Source organism: Pseudoalteromonas rubra, from assembly GCF_000238295.3.
Taxonomy (GTDB): domain Bacteria; phylum Pseudomonadota; class Gammaproteobacteria; order Enterobacterales; family Alteromonadaceae; genus Pseudoalteromonas; species Pseudoalteromonas rubra.
Window position 1 is genome coordinate 546285 of record NZ_AHCD03000020.1, and the last position, 18332, is coordinate 564616.

Sequence of the window (18332 nt, forward strand, 5' to 3'; positions counted from 1 at the left end):
ATCCAAACGCCAATTTAGGATGGATGTCCTTGGTGTCCCTGCTCAGCCCCTAAATCGGATGTTCCTATCGATCCCTGGCTGGAAGGGGTGGATACAAGTAAGGTGTTTAGTGGGACTAAAGGGAAGCGAGAAGATCTACGTTCAAATTTTCCTGATATAGGAAAAGACGAGGAAGCTCACCATGTAATCCCTTGGGCAGTAGGAAAGAACCATAAACTAATATCTAGGTTACAGTTTGATTTGAACGACTTTATAAATGGTAAAGAGTTGAAAGCAAATCGAGTATATAAAGATGACCTTGATTATGAAGGGCAATTGCATGGCACTCATCCAGAGTATAATCACGCGATGAAACAAGTATTGGACGCTATTGATAGTTCGAATCGCGATGACAATACAAAAAAAGAAATGCTGATCGAGGTCATTGAGCGTGCTAAAATCCACTTAGACATGAATGAGCCTCCATTAATGAACAAACACGGTAGTTTACGAGAGAAGTGGGTTGAGGTCCTGATGCCAGCGATCGACCGGAGAAAGAACTAATGCTTTTGAATTATCAAGATATTCACTCAGAGTTGCTGGCCAAAGAATTGATGCTAGTTGAGAAGGTTTATACCAGCAAGGGTTTTATGATGGGCCTTTTCCTTAGCTCTCTGCTTCCAAAGAATTTAGAAGGGTTCAGAATCTTTAAAGACCCTATCAATTTGGACATGCGTATCGACACTCCTGGCTATTGTAGTGATGAGCCAGAAAAATGGGAGTTTCAGAATCTCCCATATCTCTTGGATGATGAGCAAGGAAGAATTCTATATGGTGATGTTGTTGACGTAGATGCACTCGAGAAAAGGTACAAGTTGCTTAGAGAAGGTTTTCTTAAAGACTTTGGGGTGTTACCCCATGAGAGAATGTCAGCGCTCCGTACTAGGGAGCACGACTTGGCTATGCAAACTGCATTCTCACTGACCAGCACTAATGTCGAGTATATATTTCATCATCTAATTCCTGATATTGTTCATGCTCACTTCGTGATGATTGTTGATGCTGCCATTTTTGGGGGCTTAGACAATTCGCCAATTCTTAAAAGGGTACTAGACTGTTACCGGCTTGGTGGTATGCCGGGCGGTTGGGTTGGTCCTTTACCTGAAGATGGCGGGACGCCAGAGCAGTGTATGGAGCTGTATCACCTCGGTGAATAGCTTAATGGCGAAGCTTTTAAAAGATTTCTTTGGCGTATGAAAAAACGCGTCATAAGCGTGAAAAAAGGAACCGGGCGAGTCCAATCGCACTCGTCCATAATTTAACAAGTAACAGAACTACAAATAATGAAGTCTTTAACAAATCTGAGTTTAGTGTGTTTAACATTGGCTGCGGCCGGGTGTAGCGCGGTGTCTTATCAGTCTATGGGGATCCGTGGCGGCTACTCCGAAAAGCAGCTCAATGAGCACACTTATCGGGTGCATTATTCTGGTAATGGCAGTGTTTCGCTGGAACAGGCGATTGATTTTGCCTTGTTGCGTAGCGCTGTGATTGCCCAGCAGCACGGGTCGGATACGTTTATCAGCTCAAATTATTCAGCCAATGTGTCCAGCACGTATGCCGGGACTCCGGGTGTTTATGTGAGTAAGCCCAGTGTGTATCTGGATATTGCGCTGAATAATGAGCAGGCACCCAATAACACCGCTGCCTGCGGTGATTTTGCAAATCTGTTTCAACTTATGGCGATGCAAGAAACGCCGCGCCCCTTTAGCCATGATACCCAGGCATGCATTGAACAGGTGCAGCACAAATATCAGCTCACTGAGCAACAGGTGTTTGATAAAAAATAGTTTGAGACATGCAGAAGCTGGCTGCGCATTTGTGGTCTGTGTAGATTAGTTCTATCGTCGGCTTTGCTTTTGGTGAAGTTGATAGCCAGAGAGGATGTTTGTGGCAGGTAAGGCAAGTGCTGTCTAATGTGTTTATTAAACAGCACCTGTTGCGTTATTTAATATAGTACTTCAGCACATCCTGCTCAGTGTGAGAATACAGCGTTGAGTAAGGCCAGATGGTAAATTGTCGTTCCGGATTGCCATTAAAAATTGCTGCACCGGCAATATCCCATTGATAATATCCGGTATTATCAGCCAGAGCAGCCATGGTGAAAGTGCCGCTATCGACATAACTACAGGGCACGCCGGTGGGCTCAGATCTGAAAATATTCAGACCCTCTATATGAGGGGTGTTGTCGAAAGTGGCCGTTAAGTCTGCCGCGGTGTCGTCCAGTAGTCCCTGACATCCTACACCAGTTGGGTTGGTGACATTGAAGGCAGAGATCATCGATACTTTGCTGTGCTCATCAACAAACATCAGTCCTTCCGTCATCGCAGCGCGCAGTGCCTGCCACCTTGAAGACTCAAGCACACCATATTGATCGACTCTGACAGGCTCACGGATCAGCTTTCGCTCAATACCATCGGCATGGTTGGCAAACAGTGTCCAGCCACCGCCCAGCGTTTCCATATCACAATACGCCACAAACGGGGCGACACTACCGGCGCCATCTGGGTCTATGGTGTAGTAGCCTGACTGGCTGGTCGGGTTGGTTTGTTGAATATCATGGCAGGTTTTCCCCTGTGCCTGCGGGCTGTTATCGGCAAATTCGTCGATAAAAAAGCCGTAATATTCCATTTCATCGATTTGAGTATAGTCGCCAGAGCCATGGGTGCTCAGCACCAGTAGCCGGAAGCTGCTCCCTAACGCCGCTTTAGAGAGCTTAACCTGACTGGTTCCTTTTTCCATCGTAATGGTTTCATGATCGGTGAACGTGATGCCATCGTCTGACACCTGAAAAATCACCTCTTTGGGTGTCCGGGGCGAAAACTCTGCGTGCTTCATCGACACTTGAGTGCTGAACCCGGTGATCACGGCTTTTCTGGCAAAGGAGACTTGCAACCACTCGTTACTGTTGGTTGGGCCAAGCCAGATCCCGTGCGTCAGCAGTTCACCTGCCTGAGGGTTGATTTTCGGATTTGGATCAGTGTAATACAGGTGGCCATCAAATGCACCAGCCGGACTGAACTGGTTAACGGTGCCACTGGCGGTGTAATTACCCGGTGAGAGTGAATTCGTGTAGACCAGGGCAATGTTATTGTTGGCGCCAGTGGTATCACCATCGGTGACAACCGGGCGGGAGAGTGTCAAGTCTTCAAAGTGACAGAAGTACTGGATAGCAGGTGCGCCACCGGGGCCGTCCGCATCAATCAGATATAAGTTGGATGTTGCAGTTGGGTCACTGAGGGCAATGCTTTCACAGCTGATCCCATCACTGGGATACACTTCCTGATTGAGGACGTTAACCATGTCCAGTAAACGGGCATATTTTGCTTCCAGAGACTGACTGGCATTATCAACATAACGTTTGGTAACCAGATGGTTTGGCGCGATAGGGTCGTTGGCGATGGCATTCCCAATGACTTCCAGCGCTGCACTGGGTGACTGGGTGCCCACACCGACGGAAACGGTGGTTGATACGGCTGTTGCACCATCACGCCAATGTGTGGTGCCAGGCAGACCCTGATCTCCTTTGGGTCCTTGCAGGCCTTGTTCACCTTGTGGCCCCTGTATGCCTGGTTCTCCTTGTTGTCCGCGCTCACCTTGTGGTCCTTGCAAACCTTGTTCACCTTGTGGCCCCTGAAGCCCTTGCTCGCCCTGTAAACCCTGTTCACCTTGTAACTCGCGCCAGAGTGCGCCATCACAGCTAAAGATCTGCTTATCTACACTGCTGTAGTATATCGAGCCTGTGTGCTCTGGGTTGCAAGGGACTGGTGCACTGGCATTGGGTGTTAACCTCAGGGCGCCGGGTATTTCCAGGTTGGCCTGCGCCAGTGGCTCAAATAATGCCGGGTGACTGTTGGGATCTGTGGGGTCAGTATTGGCCAGAAACTCAGCTAAGTTACTGGCGCTATCCTGATCTACATCTGCACTGGCATCACTTGCATCTGCCGGATTGAATCCATAGCGAATTTCCCAGTCATTGGTCATGCCATCGCCGTCATCATCGAGTGGTTTAGTCAGGCTGACAACAGAGATAGCGTCTACGTCAATGGTATTGGCATCAATGCTGGTATTGTGTATTTCCAGTGCCATCGTATCTGTTAACTCAGCAAGCGCACGATGCGCCTCGGTCGGCTCAAAGGTCACATTGAGCTGGACAAATGCCCCTTCGACTAACGTGAGATCAGGAGTGAAATCAACAAAGTGCTCTGCAATGCGAAAGCCAACTCTAAAGTTGGCCGGGTTAACACTGGCGCGCACGCCCAATTTAGCCTGGAGCATGTAGTTGTTGGTTAAACTCAATGGCACAGGCAGGGCCTGGCTCAGGGATGCACCCTGACCAATGAAGGCAACGTTATTTACGGCCTGGTGATCGGCATAATGAGCTGAGGAGAGGTTAATGATCCCCGCCTGACTATCGGAAAATGTCCAGACATCAGAGGTGTGGCTTAACTGTGCTTCAGCCAGTGTTTGTTGCTCGAACTGGCCATCCTGTACCAGTTCCGTTCCCGATGCGTGCCAGCATAATGTGGCGAGCATGGCAGGTAACACTCGTTTTTTCATGTTTTTTCCTGTGTAAGAGTAGAGTTGGATTAATGTGCGATGAATATTGTACAGGATTACGAATTAATGATTGATATAATTTTTTTTGTCATTCTTTAGTCTTGGATGTTTAGGGAGGATCTGTGAATCGATGAGTTTGTTGAAGGGGAATGAAAGCGGGAGAGTAAGAAGAGTGACAGGCCAATCCGGGTGCATTGCACCCGGTTGATATTGATTAAGCACGTCTCGGGTAGGTACCCAGGAGACGGATCTGCCAGTCAACGGCTAAATAGGGGCTGCGAATATCGATGCTATCAGGTTGCTCAGGCAGATTGCTTTTATCCGCAGTAATCCCCTTGATGTGAGCTTCGTCTGGCGATTCAAACTCAGAAGGGTTGAAGAACATATCTAACTCGGAGGCAATATACCCTTTACCGGACTCGGGCATAATTGTATTGCCGTAATTTCTTACGATAGTCAGTGTGCCGTAATGTGTGTGTGCTGGCACGTTTTGTTGTGTTAGTGTTGTGTATTCCAAACCACCTCTTTGCCCTGGTGAATATGGAGTTAACCCCGGTGCTGCCCCATACCGTATAGGGCTTCTGCCGCGCAGGTCTGGGAGCGCAAAAACGGTGCGTCCATCACCGCCATATCTGGTGCCGAGTATAGTAAATAGCGCCTGATTTTGGTTGATTGATAAAAAACTGCCGTCGCATGGGCCGTAACCTTCTACATTATAGTCGCCGGCAAACGGCATCATATCACCTTGATATGCTTCAACTTGCATGATTCTACCTTACTGTAATGTTGTTTAAATTGCGATAATAAGTACATCAGACGGATGTAATGAATGATTGTGCCCGAAGGCGTCATGGAAGGCACAAGTCGGCTAAACCCAGTGTGTGCCTGTTGCTGACAATAAAATAACCACCTAGCTCTTTGCCAAGGCAATACGATATCGCTTTATAACCTTAATAATTCACATCGGAAGGATCGCCTCCCGATGCGAGGTGGTCTAATTAGCCATTATGCGCGGGATGGAAACAGTCCATTCAAACACATTTGCCAGTTAACCGTGGTAAACGGGCTTAGTAAGCTAACTTCCTGACCTAAACCCGTGTTGTTTACCGTGACTGTTGCGTTGTCTACGACCGATTGTACCTGCACTTCTGGTCCCTGGATCTCTACCAGTTGCTCTGCTTCAAATGCACTGGGCACAAAGAAGCTTGAGTCTTGTGGTCTACCAAGGTAAGCAGCGGCAGTTGGTACTGGGCTATTGGCATTGTTGGAGGCCACAGATAGGGTGGCCGTGGCGGCACTTGATACGCCAACAGTGGCTGTTGCTGTATGAGAGTGTGCGGGGAGCTGCGCCGTTGTCAGTTGGACTGATTCGCTGCCGCCTTTGCTGCCTATCGGGTAGTAGGATAAGCCCGGTGCTTGTCCTTTGCTGACAGGGCTTCTGCCACGCAGGTCAGGCATCGCAAAAGTACTTCTACCATCGCCGCCATAGAAGGTGCCCAGTATGGCATAGGTTGCCGAGTATTGTGAGATTGAAATGAGTTGCCCACCACACTCTGCGAATTGGCGTACTGCAAAGTTACCTGTAAACGGCATCATTTCACCGATAAATGCGTCGGCAGCCATAACATGCTCTCCCTAAATCATTGTTGTTAAAAACGTTATAGTCAAAATCAACCATACATCATCCCTTTTCAGAAGTATATTACTTTATATTACAGCACATACCGACAACATCATTGGCAAGTTTTAACGGATGCGAGCTGATAAACGCTGTTGATTGAGCTTAGTTCTGATCAGGGGCGTGGCGGATAGATGTTGTCTGCACAAATAAGCCAGTTTACAGCCTGAACCGGATTGCGGATATCAACAGACTCGCTCTGGCCTGTATCATGCAACTCAACGTTGGCCCAGGCCGAAGACTGAACCTCTACATTAATTCCTTTGACCCCAACTGGATGAGCAGCCTCAAATGCACTTGGCACAAAGAAGCTTTGATCCTGTGGTTTGCCGAGGAAAGCGCTGATATTGGGGGCTGGTGTGTTTGCGTTATTGTTCGCAACAGACATGGATGACGTCGCCCCGCTATTGAGGGTCGGTACCTGAGCCGATGCGGTGTGATTGTGTGTCGGTAAGTGATATTCAGTGAGTGTTTTTTCTTCAATGCCACCGATCATACCGATTTGATAGTCATACATTAAGTCGGGTGCCTTTCCGCGGCCAACAAGGCTGCGGCCGCGCAGATCTGGCATGGCAAAGGAGACCCGGCCGTCACCACCATAAAAGGTACTCATTAATGAGTAAAGTGACGTAAACTGCCCTATGCTGACTAGCTGGCCGTCACATGGCAGATACTCTCTTACGACAAAATTACCGACAAAGGGCATGAGTTCGCCCGTAAATGCTTCTGTTGACATAAAACAATCCCTAGCGCTTTGATATTAGATACTTACACCTATTTTTTATCCTACATGCTCGAATGCCGCAAGTATATTACTTTGTATTACAGGGAGTGTAAGAAGCGCGCTGGGATTAGGCTTAAAGCTGATGTGCTTCTATGTCAATGGCCGCTATTCTGTAGGCTGCTTTGAGCATCACAATGAGTGCAACCACATTAAATACCAGGCTAAAAATGGCTTCAAATGCCATAATATTAATATTGAATGTGCTCAAATACCTTGTGATTTGATCAACAATCTCGATGGCAATACCTATTACTATCAGCATAAAGCCATAGTATTCAGAGGTCGCATTCAGCGCACTGTGTTGCTCCAGCGTTGGGTCGTTTTTACTTTCCAGCATGCGTTTTGAAAAAATTTTCCGGCCATCCATGATAGCCCCAAAGCCAATCAGCAAAATGGTGATGGTCGATTCGTTTTCAATGACTTTCTGATAGCCATGCTGATCCATATGGCCCAGCAGATAGCGAATGTCTTCTGCGGTGATACTACCAACCAGCAGGCTGATCAGCACCAGTGGAAACAGTAAAAATCCCCGGTTGAGTACAACCGCATAAATGATCTGTCGGGTTTTGGTCATAATTTTAAAAGTATGTAATTAAAGAAAAAACGGGTTCTTAAGCTTTATGCTAGCGCGGTGCATTTTAGATATCAGCGATAAAGTCCCGGCTCAGGGGGAGAGTATAAAACAGGTCGGGGTAAAAAAGTATCATGATCTGGTTATCAAACACCCCGAAGTTTGCTGTTTTTAGTCAAAGAAGCTTGCCGCAGCAGGCTTCCTGAAGTGCATCATATCTTACTAGTCAGAATAAACGGCGGCAATTTTTACCCAGGCTCCGCCCGCTGTGCATCCCGATATTGAGAGTGCGACATTCGTTTTAGATGCATGTGCAGCAAGCAGGGTGGACTTAAGAATTGGATCTGCCGATACATTACCTGCCCAGCCATTAAATCCAGGGCATTCCTGTTTGGCAGAATCATTGTAGTTTTTGTCTAGTCTTACGGCAATGCTGCCTGTTTCACTGGCAAAAAGTTTGATGATTTTGCCGCTCATTTCGAAACTAGCCAACGCTGAGCCTGAGAAGAGTAAAGCGGCAATGGGTAAAAGTGTTCTCATGGTAATACTCCCAAATTGTGGTTGTGTTTGTTCCTTACACGGGGATAGTAACAGCGCGAGTATTAGTACGCAATGGATGGTGTCTGGGTCGCAGACTCGTTTAGCGTTACACAAAAAGTTATGGCAACGAGCAGGCTGTCAGGGTGTGCCTTTGGCACACCAGGTAATGGAAGGGGGTTACATTGTTTTTGCTGTCAGAAGTGCCAGTTGGATCATCTCTTCGAAGGAAGATTGCCTGGCGTCACTGCTCAGGTGTGTGTCCAGGGTAATGTGGTCTGCCACCGTTAAAATGGTCAGTGCCCTGGCACCATATTGCGCGGCGACACCATATAATCCGGCCGCTTCCATTTCTACGCCCAGGATCCCCATGTTATCCATCAGCTCAAACATGTCTGGCTGTGGCGTATAAAACAGGTCGGATGAAAAAACATTGCCAACCTGTACTTTTAGCGTCAGTGCTGAGGCGCTGTGGACACAGGCGTTGAGCAGGCTGAAGTCGGCAATGGCCGCAAAGTCATGATCCTTAAAGCGTATCCGGTTCACCTTTGAGTCGGTACAGGCACCCATAGCAACAATAATATCGCGCAGTTGCACGTGTTTGGAAACTGCCCCGCAGCTGCCCACACGGATCAGGTTTTTCACCTTGTATTCTGTGATTAACTCTTTGGCATAAATAGAGCAGCTGGGGATCCCCATGCCAGTGCCCATCACCGAGAGTCTGCGGCCCTGAAAAAAACCAGTGTAACCCAGCATATTGCGCACCGTATTGACGACAGTAACATCATCCAGAAAGTGCTCAGCAATGAACCTGGCGCGCAGTGGATCGCCCGGCAGCAATACTGTGTCTGCAAATGCATCGTCAGGCGCATTAATGTGAACCGTACCATGCGGGTTAGTGTGCATCATCAGTAACCTCCCTTGTCTTCGCAGGGCGCACCTGTCAGGGTTGAGCGTACATCATTGAGCAAGCCAGAAGCGCCAAATCGGAAGTGCTGCTTGTTCACCCAGTCCGGGCCCATAATTTGCCTGGCTAGAATCAGATAAGCTTGAGCATCGGCAACTGTGCGTACGCCCCCGGCGGCTTTAAAGCCGACTTCTTTGCCACTATTCTTGATGACATTGAGCATCACCTGCGCGGCCTCTAAGGTGGCATTCACGGCAACTTTGCCGGTACTGGTTTTAATAAAGTCAGCCCCGGCATTGATGGCGATGCGCGATGCCTGTTCAATCAAGTGTGACGTTGGCAGCATACCGGACTCAATAATGACTTTGAGTTGCACGTGTGTCCCACAAGCCTGCTTGCATTGCTCTATAAGCTGATGGCCGATGTCGGCGTTTCCAGCTACCAGGGCGGAGTAGGGAAAGACGACATCCACTTCATCGGCGCCAAGTGCAACGGCTGTGCGGGTTTCTTCAACCGCATTGGCGATGTTGTCGCCGCCGTGCGGAAAATTCGTGACGGTAGCAATACGGATCCCGGTAGCCAGATGTTGTCTGGCCAGCGCGATATGCTGAGGGTAAATACAAATCGCAGCCACATTGCCCACTGCTGAGCTGGCCTGCAGGCAAAGCTGGATGATATCTTGGTCGCATTCTGTGCCAGTCAGGCTGGTCAAATCCATACAATCCAGTGCCAGTTGCGCGGCTTCTTTGCGTGTTATTGAAGACATAGGAAACTCCTGATGTGCTGCCTCTGTGCTCGGGCAGCTTAGAACCACTAAACCGAAAGGCGAGGGGAGGACATTCGTTGGGCCTTGGTCACTCGCACTTTGGGTAATCGAGTGGACTTGGTTCCGTGAAGACGCATCCCGGCGGGACACGTTAATTCCATTTAATCACCGCTGTATTGTCTGTGAGTTGGTTTATATTTACCAGTCTAAAGGCACCTTTTTATGACGTGGCGCAATGATTGACATGTTCGGAGCAGTCTGTGTTTGGCAGGCAGGAAATAAAAAAGCCACTGTGATGACAGTGGCTCAATATTAGGTGGTACAGCGGTTACAGGACGGCTTGTATCCGTTTTTGGATCCCGTCTGCATCCAGGCCCATTTCGGTGTGCATCTGGTCTTGTGTACCATGCTTGATGAACTCATCCGGAATACCGAGGTGCAAAATGGGTTTGAGGATCTGCGCAGCGGCCAGGTGCTCGCTGACCGCACTGCCTGCACCGCCTGCGATGGCATTGTCTTCCAATGTCACCAGCAGGTCATGCTCGGCTGCGAGCTTAGTAACCATTTCGCTATCAAGTGGCTTCACAAAGCGCATATCAACTAAAGTTGCATCCAGCGCTTCTGCGACCGGCTTTGCATTGTGCAGTAAGGTACCAAAGTTAAGAATGGCGACTTTTTTGCCGGAGCGCAGCAGGTTAGCTTTGCCCACCTCCAGCTCAGTCATCTGTGCTTCAATCTCTGCTTCACCTACTGAGCCTCGCGGGTAGCGTACGGCGGCAGGTTGCTGTAGACGATGACCGGTGTAGAGCATCTGGCGACATTCATTCAGGTCGCTGGGAGCCATAATCACCATGTTGGGAATACAACGCATAAAGCTCAGATCGTAAGCCCCCTGGTGAGTTTCGCCATCTGCGCCAACAATGCCGGCACGGTCAATGGCAAACAACACTGGCAGATTTTGCAATGCCACATCGTGGATCAGCTGATCGTAACCCCGTTGCAAAAAGCTGGAGTAGATGGCCACGACCGGGTTGAGACCTTCACAGGCAAATCCGGCGCCTAAGGTGACGGCATGTTGCTCTGCAATGGCCACATCAAAGTACTGACTTGGGTGCTCTTTAGAGAAGCGCACCATGCCTGAGCCTTCGCGCATGGCTGGCGTGATGGCCATCAGCTTATTGTCTTGTTCTGCCATGTCACATAACCAGTCACCAAATACTTTAGAAAATGTTGGTGCACCTGGTTTTGACTTAGGTTTGCTGTGAATGCTTGGGTCAAACTTAGGTACTGCGTGGTAACCAATAGGGTCGGCTTCAGCGGGTTGGTAGCCTTTGCCTTTTTGGGTCTTAACGTGCAGTAACTGAGGTCCTTTGAGGTTGCGCATGTTTCTGAGCGTATCTACCAGCATATTGACATCGTGGCCGTCGATTGGGCCAATGTAGTTAAAACCGAGTTCTTCAAAGAAGGTGCCCGGGATAACCATACCCTTAAGGTGTTCTTCAACCTTACTCGCCAGCTCTTTAACAGGGGGGACACCTGAAAGCAGCTTTTTACCGCCTTCGCGGATATTGGTATAAAAGCTCCCTGATAAGATCCGTGCAAAGTGGTTATTCAGTGCGCCGACGTTCTCGGAAATTGACATTTCATTGTCGTTGAGGATCACCAGCATATCTGATTTTACATCACCGGCATGGTTCATGGCTTCAAAAGCCATACCTGCGGTCATTGCACCATCACCTATAACAGCGACGACTTTACGCCCTTGCTGTTCCTTTTCAGCGGCAATTGCCATGGCCAGTGCAGCTGAGATAGAGGTACTGGAGTGGCCAACACTGAATGTATCGTACTCGCTCTCTTCACGGAATGGGAAGGGGTGCAGGCCGTCTTTTTGTCGTATGGTATGCATTTGATCGCGGCGACCCGTAAGTATTTTATGCGGATAGGCCTGATGGCCTACATCCCATACCAGACGGTCGGCTGGCGTATTGTACACATAATGCAGCGCCACCGTCAGCTCAACCGTGCCTAGGCCGGAGGCAAGGTGACCGCTACTTTGCGAGACCGAATTGAGCAGATAGTCACGTAGCTCATCGCTGAACTCGGTCAGTTTATGTTGTGGCAAAGTGCGCAGCTGCTCAGGCTGCTCTATCAATGCCAAAAGGGGATACTTGCTGTTATCAAGACTCATATTGATTACGTTATCCTGGGCAGAGTTCGCTGACTTGGTTGTCATTGTTATCCGCCATTAAATTTATAAATTCTGTGCTGGGTGCTCGGCGCTTTGTTCGGCGTGCAGTGTGCAATGCACCACAGTATAACTTAACTAGTTATTAATTTAGCGACTTATCAGTTGATTGCTAGTCGGTTTTCAGCCATTAGTGGTCTCTGGCAATAATATAATCTGCCAGCAAAGCCAGGGTTTGCGTGTCTGCATCAATTTGGTGCAGTGCCTGTTTTGCCTCTTCTACGAGTGCCTGTGCTTTTTGCTTGGCTCCTGATAATCCCAATAGTGCAGGATACGTAGATTTATTGTGTTCCAGATCAGACCCCTGAGGTTTGCCCAGCACCTCAGTGTTACCTTCTATGTCGAGAATGTCATCCTGAACCTGAAATGCCAGGCCAATATTCTGACCATAGTCATGCAGTCGGGCAAGGGTGTGTGGCGACACATCAGGGGCACACAGCGCGCCGAGCTCAATGGCACAAGTCAGCAGCGCGCCTGTTTTTAAGCGGTGGATCCGCTCCAGCTCCGCCAAGCTCACTGACTTATCGGTTGCTGCCAAATCCAGTGCCTGACCACCGACCATACCTTGCAGGCCGGATGCCTTTGCAAGCGTTTTGATCATCGCAATCTGATTTGCTGCCGGAACAGAGAACGTATGTGCAGATAACAGCTCAAAAGCCAGAGTTTGCAGCGCATCGCCAGCCAGAATTGCTTGTGCTTCATCAAAGGCAATGTGGCAAGTTGGTTTACCGCGGCGCAGGTCATCATCGTCCATAGCCGGGAGGTCATCATGAACCAATGAATAACTGTGGATGCATTCGACGGCGGCTGCGGCGATATCGAGATCGCGAGGCGCGGCACCAAAGATTTGCCCGGTTGCATAGACCAAAAATGGGCGCAATCGCTTACCACCATTACTAATGCTGTAACGCGCTGCGGCAATGGCTGTGTCGTCACTGTCCAATTGCTGAGCAAAATACGCTGCTACAGTTTTTTCGACCTGCGCTCTGGCATGAGCAAGTTGTGCTTGTAAATCCAATGTTTATTCCAGCTCGTCCGTAAATTCATTTAGCGGGCTTTGCTCGTCATTACCGAGTAAAATCGCCACTTTCTGTTCTGCCTGTTGCAGCTTTTGCGAGGAAGCATTGGCCAGCTTTATCCCGCGTTCAAATTGCTTGAGCGACTGTTCGAGGCTGAGTTCGCCCCGTTCCATGCCCTGTACAATGCTTTCAAGCTCGTCAACAGCTTCTTCAAAGCTCATGTTTTCCGGTTTTTTTGTCGCCATGTGCAGTATTCACTTTGAGCTAAATTAAAAAACGCCTAATTTTATGAGTATTACAGATTGAGGTCAAAGATCTCTCAGAATTTTTGCGTTATATAGTCAGAATGGCTCGCCATGGGTTTATGGATTCGCAATTTCAAGGCAATTTAATATAATTGAGTTAAGTTATTGCAAAACTGGCCGATAACTCTGTCGATAATAATAACTGCGTGATAGATAACGGGTAATTTCCTTTGGAGGGTGTGTGGATTTAGCAACCGTGATTGGTATCTTAGGGGCCATTGGCTTGATTGTGATGTCCATGGTACTTAGTAGTGATGGCCAGGTCGCCATGTTTTACAACACTCCATCAGTGGTTATTGTATTTGGTGGCTCGATTTTTATCGTGCTGTCTAACTTCACCATGAGCCAGTTTTTTGGCATTGGTAAAGTGGCTGGTAAGGCCTTTATGTTTAAGCTGGAGACCCCAGAAGAGCTGATTGAGAAAGCGGTTGAGCTGGCAGATTCTGCGCGTAAAGGTGGCTTTCTGGCATTAGAAGAGGCCGAAATTCCCAATTCCTTTATGCGTAAAGGCGTTGACATGCTGGTGGATGGTCACGATGCGGATGTGGTCAGGGCAACCCTGCAAAAAGACATTGCGCTGACCTCGACGCGTCACGAAATGGGCGCTGGATTGTTTAAGTCTCTGGCGGACATTGCCCCCGCAATGGGGATGATTGGTACCCTGATTGGTCTGGTAGCTATGCTATCAAATATGGATGATCCAAAAGCGATTGGGCCTGCGATGGCCGTTGCACTATTGACGACACTGTATGGTGCGTTCCTGGCTAACGTTGTGGCTATTCCAATTCAGGTAAAATTGGAACTGCGTAAAGATGAGGAAGAACGTAATCAACGTTTAATCCTGGATGCCATTTTGGGGATTCAGGACGGTCAGAACCCGAAAGTGATAGAAGGTATCCTGAAAAACTACCTGCCTGAGTCCAAGCGCGGTGGTGAGGCTGAGGAGTAGTTATGTCAGACGAGAACGAATGCAAATGTCCTCCCCCGGGCCTGCCTGCCTGGATGGGGACTTTTGCTGATCTGATGTCACTGCTGATGTGTTTCTTCGTTCTGCTGCTGGCGTTTTCGGAAATGGATGTACTCAAATTTAAGCAGATTGCGGGCTCGATGAAGTTTGCATTCGGTGTGCAAAACAAGATTGAGGTAAAAGATATTCCCAAAGGCACCAGTGTGATTGCCATGGAATTCACACCCGGTAAGCCTGAGCCCACTCCCATAGAAACCATTCAGCAACAGACCGTTGAAATGACCCAGCAAATGCTGGAGTTTCAGGCGGGTGACGAAAGCTCCGCAGGTGGACGACAAGAGCAGCGCGGTAACAAACGCGGTGGCGAATCTTCCAGCACAGCACAAGAGCAGTCGATGACGCAGGCCATTGCAGCAGCGGAGCAGGAACAGGTTAATGAGCTGGTGAAGAAAATCGCCCAGCAGCTTGAAAAACAAATCATGGATGGTGCGATTGAACTGGAGTCATTGGGGCAGCAAATTATTATTCGGATCCAGGAGAATGGCTCTTTTCCTTCTGGTAGCGCATTCTTGCAACCTAAGTTTAAACCGGTGATCCAGGATATTGCCGAGTTACTCAAAGATGTGCCTGGCGAAATAACGGTGTCCGGGCATACGGATGACTTCCAGTTTTCGAATGAGCTATATAGTAATAACTGGGATTTGTCAGCGACTCGGGCGGTTGCAGTCGCGTCAGAAATGCAGACGGTCACTGGATTTGACAAAAATCGTATGGTGGTAGTTGGGCATGCGGATACACGGCCTCTGGTGCCAAATGAGACTGATGAAGACCGTCGTCGCAACCGGCGTGTCGAAATATCTATTATGCAAGGTAAGGCTAAAGAATCTGAGCCAATTAATGTACGCGAAAGCAATTAGAGGTATTGCGTGGTACCGATTCTTGGGCTACGCTAGGCCACGGACTTTATCTTACAATGTTAATGGAGAAAACAATGCTTAATAAATACGCTTATATGCCCGGTTCAAATGGTGGTGGTGCTGATGGCGATGAAAAGCCAGAGTAACCACTTAATTCGTTTCCATGACTCAGATCGATATTAACGGCGCGAACATAACGCCGATCCTTCATGCCATATTTGATAGCCAAATGGTACTAGTTTCTATTGCCGTGGTGCTGTTCTTTTTTCTGAAGGATAAGCAGGCACTCAGATATGCTTTACTGTGCCTTGCATTTTTCATTAACGGCTATCTGACATACGATCTGATCATGGAGTACGATACAAACAAAGTGTATCGATATATTTATTGGGCTGCCACGGATATCCTTTTCATAGCCATAGTTGCTTACTGGGCACTCAAAGATAAAATGTATATGTGGCAGAGCATTATCTGCCAGCTTGTGGTGATCCCTGCCCCTTTATTACAGTTATTCCGCTTGGTTGACTGGCATCTGATGGACTTGAGTTATTCAGGTTACCTATACAGAACCATATTGCCTTTAGTCAATTACGCCACCGTATTTTTGTGCTTTGCTCCCTTGATTTACGTATTTGGCCGCAAAGCGAAAGACAGCCCGCCTCCGCAAACCAATCAAGATTTAGGGTAATACCAATTTCACTTAATACCTGTTCTATTTTCTCGCCTCAAAATAGCTCACTTAATTAAGCAAATTGGTATAAAGAGGTTTCTTTCTTCTGGTCCCACCGCTGGCAGGACCTGTTCATTAGCGAACATCAATCTGGGTGATCTTCAGCTCAGCATCTCCTGTTACTATATTGAGCTCACCTGCCACTTTGACTGATGTTTTGTTGCCAGTGTTGTCAGGCAAGGCCACACTGGTTGCGCCAAATGTACATGATTCCAGTTTATCTGTGGTGGTGAGTGCCACACTCAGGCACTGGGTAACGGCGTTCTCTCCGGTGCCTTGCGTTTCACAGAAGCTGGGGTTGAGTGTATCTACTTGGCTTTGCACGACCTGCGACAGAGAGTAAGACAATGCAAATCCGTCTTGATCACAACTCAGGATGACCGGATTTTGATTGCTTTGTGCCGTTCCCAAAGTAAAGCGGTTTTCATCCCGGTTGCGATACCAAATGGTGATCTCGCTGCTTGGGGTCGTGATAGCTGTCTGTGCCGGGGCCCCCTGGCTGCGCCAGTCATCCAGTGAGGTGAGCGACGGTAAAGCCCCTGTAAAGGCCATCGCGGGGCTGTAATAGTACAACTCACCCGGTTTTACCGAGCCATTATCATCCCCTTGCCAGGTTTGTGCGCCACTGGAGCCAAAAATATTCGCGGCCAGCAGGCATAAAGTGTCATCCGAGCTGAGTTCATGGGACGCAGAGAGAGAAAACTTGTCGGCTAATATGGTGAGCTGGGGCTTGGACTGTAACCGAGCCCCCTCAATTTGCCAAAAGACCGCGGTGCTTTCAAACTTGTTGAGCAACCGTTGCGCGTTGAAATCGTTGCCGCAGCTTTGTGTGAGGTTGCCCGTATCCTGGGTATTGTTATCTGTGGACGAGTCTGGGTTTGCTTTTAATGGCTCGCTATTCTCTCCGCCACAGGCGATAAGTAAAGTGGCTGGAAGAATGAGGGGGATCAGATGCTTCATACGGTCCTTCTTAACTACGGCTGGTAATGTCTTTATACGGGCATTATATCGCCAACCGCAGGTAAATCGAGGCAAAAAATGTGGTGATTTGTTAAAGTGGCGGGATCACCCCGAGCATTTGCAAACATTGTGCTGAAATGATCAGTACGCCGCAAAGTCCTGCGCACACCAGGCCCAGATTTCCACCGACCACCTGGTAGCCGTCCGCCTGTTGTGTTTTACGTTGCTGCCAAACCATAGTGACTGGCAGGAAAATGGCCAGCACGACGAGTGCAATCGCCGCATAACCCAGCGCCGTAATAAACCCTTGCGGATAAAACAGTGCAAAACCAAGTGGCGGTAAGAAGGTGATGAGTGCCGTGATCACCCGCTCGGACACGGTATTACGCTTTTTAAAGGCATCAGCAAAAAAGTCAAACAGACCCAGGCTGACTCCTAAAAATGAGGTCGCCAGTGCCAGGTCGGCAAACAGTGTTACAAAGGTGCTCACCTGTGGGCTATGCGCGATACTGGAGATACTAGCTACAAACCCAGGCAGCCCTTCGCTATTTAGTAACGCACTTTGTGCCATCACACCCTGACTGAGCAATTGCCAGCCTATATAGATCACTAAAGGCAGTGACGCGCCCACTATCATCACTTTTCTCAGTGTGCGGATATCAAGGCCCACATACTTAACGATAGAGGGAATGGAGCCATGAAAGCCAAATGACGTGAAGATGACCGGCAGAGCAGAGATGATAAGTCCTTGCTCGACGGGCATATCTAGCAAGTGTTGACCGCGTACATAGGGTGTAAGAACAAAGAACAAACTGGCCAATACCAGGATCTTGATCGTGAATAGAACGCGATTGAGCTTATCGACTGTGCTGGTACCCAAAGTCACAATGGTAGCGACCATGATGGCCAGCAGTACTGAGCCTGCCTGAGGTGCAATCTCCATACTGGTTAATGCAGTCAGCTTCTCCTGAAGCTGAGCACCGCCGCCTGCAATGTAGGCAGCACACAGTGCATAAAACAAAAATACCATGGAGAAGTTTGCCACATACTGGCCTTTTTTACCCAAAATGCGTTTAGCGAGTGTGTTGAGTGTGGCTTCTTTGTTGGCGTATTGATGTAGTTCGAGCATCAGTAAGGCGGTGTAGGTCATCAAGGCCCAGGTTGCCAGTATTAAGAGTAACGCGGTGGTGAATCCTAGTCCCGCAGAAGCGATCGGCAGCGCCAGCATGCCTGCTCCGATGGTGGTGCCGGCAACGATTAACATGCTGCCGATAGTTTTGTTCTTTTGCACACATAGCCCCTAACTTTGTGAGAGAAGCAGGCACAATATAACGGTTCAATAAAAAATGA

General features: G+C 48.6%; 19 protein-coding genes. 6 read left to right on the top strand and 13 right to left on the bottom strand.

Annotated elements, in window-relative coordinates; genetic code table 11:
• Positions 1-87: 87 nt before the first annotated feature.
• From PRUB_RS02495 to PRUB_RS02505, 3 genes are all read left to right on the top strand, one after another.
• Entirely contained in the window at positions 88-543 is a 456-nt protein-coding gene (locus PRUB_RS02495) for an AHH domain-containing protein (RefSeq protein WP_021032858.1), read from the top strand.
• The gene (locus PRUB_RS02500) at positions 543-1196 is read left to right on the top strand and encodes a hypothetical protein (RefSeq protein WP_010382884.1); all 654 of its coding nucleotides are present in this window, start codon (positions 543-545) and stop codon (positions 1194-1196) included. Before PRUB_RS02495 ends, PRUB_RS02500 begins: the two co-directional genes overlap by 1 nt.
• A gap of 126 nt (positions 1197-1322) precedes the next feature.
• Complete coding sequence (locus tag PRUB_RS02505) at positions 1323-1826, top strand: CC0125/CC1285 family lipoprotein (RefSeq protein WP_010382881.1); 504 nt, start codon at positions 1323-1325, stop codon at positions 1824-1826.
• Positions 1827-1980: 154 nt separating this feature from the next.
• Here the strand turns inward: PRUB_RS02505 and PRUB_RS26560 are convergent, their stop codons facing one another.
• The 11 genes from PRUB_RS26560 to xseB form a co-directional block, all read right to left on the bottom strand.
• Positions 1981-4596 carry a fibrinogen-like YCDxxxxGGGW domain-containing protein gene (locus PRUB_RS26560; protein ID WP_010382880.1) on the bottom strand — a complete coding sequence of 872 codons (2616 nt, stop codon included), beginning with the start codon at positions 4594-4596 and terminating at the stop codon, positions 1981-1983.
• Between the two features lie 214 nt (positions 4597-4810).
• Positions 4811-5362, bottom strand: coding sequence for a phage tail protein (locus PRUB_RS02515; RefSeq protein WP_010382878.1), 552 nt, complete (start codon positions 5360-5362; stop codon positions 4811-4813).
• Positions 5363-5601: 239 nt separating this feature from the next.
• Positions 5602-6219: a phage tail protein gene (locus PRUB_RS02520; protein ID WP_010382876.1), complete on the bottom strand. Its 618-nt coding sequence runs from the start codon at positions 6217-6219 to the stop codon at positions 5602-5604.
• Between the two features lie 170 nt (positions 6220-6389).
• Positions 6390-7010: a phage tail protein gene (locus PRUB_RS02525; protein WP_010382873.1), complete on the bottom strand. Its 621-nt coding sequence runs from the start codon at positions 7008-7010 to the stop codon at positions 6390-6392.
• Between the two features lie 121 nt (positions 7011-7131).
• The gene (locus PRUB_RS02530; RefSeq protein WP_010382871.1) at positions 7132-7632 is read right to left on the bottom strand and encodes a hypothetical protein; all 501 of its coding nucleotides are present in this window, start codon (positions 7630-7632) and stop codon (positions 7132-7134) included.
• A gap of 219 nt (positions 7633-7851) precedes the next feature.
• Positions 7852-8169, bottom strand: coding sequence for a hypothetical protein (locus PRUB_RS02535; RefSeq protein WP_010382868.1), 318 nt, complete (start codon positions 8167-8169; stop codon positions 7852-7854).
• Between the two features lie 177 nt (positions 8170-8346).
• Positions 8347-9075, bottom strand: a complete 729-nt coding sequence (gene deoD, locus PRUB_RS02540; RefSeq protein WP_010382866.1) for a purine-nucleoside phosphorylase — start codon at positions 9073-9075, stop codon at positions 8347-8349.
• Positions 9075-9839, bottom strand: coding sequence for a deoxyribose-phosphate aldolase (deoC, locus tag PRUB_RS02545; RefSeq protein ID WP_010382863.1), 765 nt, complete (start codon positions 9837-9839; stop codon positions 9075-9077). Before deoC ends, deoD begins: the two co-directional genes overlap by 1 nt.
• A 328-nt stretch (positions 9840-10167) precedes the next feature.
• Entirely contained in the window at positions 10168-12027 is a 1860-nt protein-coding gene (gene dxs / locus PRUB_RS02550; RefSeq protein WP_010382861.1) for a 1-deoxy-D-xylulose-5-phosphate synthase, read from the bottom strand.
• Between the two features lie 187 nt (positions 12028-12214).
• Positions 12215-13102: a (2E,6E)-farnesyl diphosphate synthase gene (gene ispA, locus PRUB_RS02555; RefSeq protein ID WP_010382860.1), complete on the bottom strand. Its 888-nt coding sequence runs from the start codon at positions 13100-13102 to the stop codon at positions 12215-12217.
• A 3-nt stretch (positions 13103-13105) separates the two neighbouring features.
• Entirely contained in the window at positions 13106-13348 is a 243-nt protein-coding gene (xseB, locus tag PRUB_RS02560) for an exodeoxyribonuclease VII small subunit (RefSeq protein ID WP_010382859.1), read from the bottom strand.
• A 241-nt stretch (positions 13349-13589) separates the two neighbouring features.
• Between xseB and pomA the strand changes: the two genes are divergently transcribed.
• The 3 genes from pomA to PRUB_RS02575 all read left to right on the top strand — a co-directional run bounded on the left by pomA (position 13590) and on the right by PRUB_RS02575 (position 15980).
• Complete coding sequence (pomA, locus tag PRUB_RS02565; protein ID WP_010382858.1) at positions 13590-14357, top strand: flagellar motor protein PomA; 768 nt, start codon at positions 13590-13592, stop codon at positions 14355-14357.
• 2 nt (positions 14358-14359) lie between these two features.
• Positions 14360-15292, top strand: a complete 933-nt coding sequence (locus tag PRUB_RS02570; RefSeq protein WP_010382857.1) for a flagellar motor protein MotB — start codon at positions 14360-14362, stop codon at positions 15290-15292.
• A gap of 229 nt (positions 15293-15521) precedes the next feature.
• A complete protein-coding gene (locus tag PRUB_RS02575; RefSeq protein ID WP_242065206.1) occupies positions 15522-15980 on the top strand; it encodes a hypothetical protein in 459 nt (152 codons plus the stop codon).
• Positions 15981-16097: 117 nt separating this feature from the next.
• On the opposite strand, the gene PRUB_RS02580 is transcribed toward PRUB_RS02575, so the two are convergent.
• Both PRUB_RS02580 and PRUB_RS02585 read right to left on the bottom strand, forming a co-directional pair.
• Complete coding sequence (locus PRUB_RS02580) at positions 16098-16982, bottom strand: hypothetical protein (RefSeq protein ID WP_010382855.1); 885 nt, start codon at positions 16980-16982, stop codon at positions 16098-16100.
• 91 nt (positions 16983-17073) lie between these two features.
• Positions 17074-18273: an aromatic amino acid transport family protein gene (locus tag PRUB_RS02585; protein WP_010382854.1), complete on the bottom strand. Its 1200-nt coding sequence runs from the start codon at positions 18271-18273 to the stop codon at positions 17074-17076.
• Positions 18274-18332: the final 59 nt, after the last annotated feature.